The 1,004-nt window shown below is 65.7% G+C and carries 1 protein-coding gene; it reads left to right on the top strand.

The window, feature by feature from the left end:
* On the top strand, positions 1-1,004 hold a 1,004-nt coding region (locus BGN95_RS15705; RefSeq protein ID WP_286773246.1), incomplete at both ends, for a beta-L-arabinofuranosidase domain-containing protein.

The following is a 1,004-nucleotide window of genomic DNA, read 5'->3' as shown; positions in this document are numbered from 1 at the left end:
CGGGGACCCGCGCTGGCTCAGGATGGCGGGGCTGTTCTACGATAATCGCGTGCTCGATCCGCTCGCGCAGCGCGAGGACAAGCTCGCCAATTTCCACGCCAATACCCAGGTGCCCAAGTTGATCGGGCTGGCGCGGATCCACGAATTGACCGGCGATGCGGCGAAGGGGACGGCGGCGCGCTTCTTCTGGGAAACGGTGACGCAGCATCACAGCTATGTGATCGGGGGCAATGCCGATCGCGAATATTTCACCGAGCCCGACACGATCGCCGATCATATCACCGAGCAGACCTGCGAGCATTGCAACACCTATAATATGCTCAAGCTGACGCGGCATCTGTGGTCGTGGCAGCCCGACGGCGCCCTGTTCGATTATTATGAGCGCGCGCACCTCAATCATGTGATGGCGGCGCAGGATCCGTCGACCGGCGGCTTCACCTATATGACCCCGCTGATGACCGGCGCGGATCGCGCTTATTCGACCACCAAGGACGACGCCTTCTGGTGCTGCGTCGGATCGGGGATGGAAAGCCACGCCAAGCACGGCGAGTCGATCTTCTGGGAAAGCGGCGACGGCACCTTCTACGTCAATCTCTATATCCCGGCCGATGCCGCCTGGGCGGCGCGCAAGGCGGCGGTGACGCTGGAGACGGGCTATCCCTTCACCCCAGAGGCGACGCTGACCTTCACCAAGCTGCGCACGGGCACCTTCCCGGTCGCGCTGCGCGTGCCGCGCTGGGCGGGGGGCAAGGTGCAGGTCAGCGTCAACGGCAAGCCCGAGACGCCGCGCATCGAGCGCGGCTATGCGATCGTCACGCGGCGCTGGCAGGCGGGGGACCGTATCGCGATCACACTGCCGCTCGATCTCAGGATCGAGGCGACGCCGGGCAATGCGCAGACGGTCGCGATCCTGCGCGGCCCGCTGGTGCTCGCCGCCGATCTCGGCGCCAACGAGCAGAAATGGGAACGCGCCGATCCGGCGCTGGTCGGTGGCGACGTGCTGG

This window comes from Sphingomonas sp. 66-10, from assembly GCF_001897045.1.
GTDB classification, from domain to species: Bacteria; Pseudomonadota; Alphaproteobacteria; order Sphingomonadales; family Sphingomonadaceae; genus Sphingomonas; species Sphingomonas lycopersici.
This window is presented reverse-complemented; position numbering and strand designations above follow the sequence as displayed.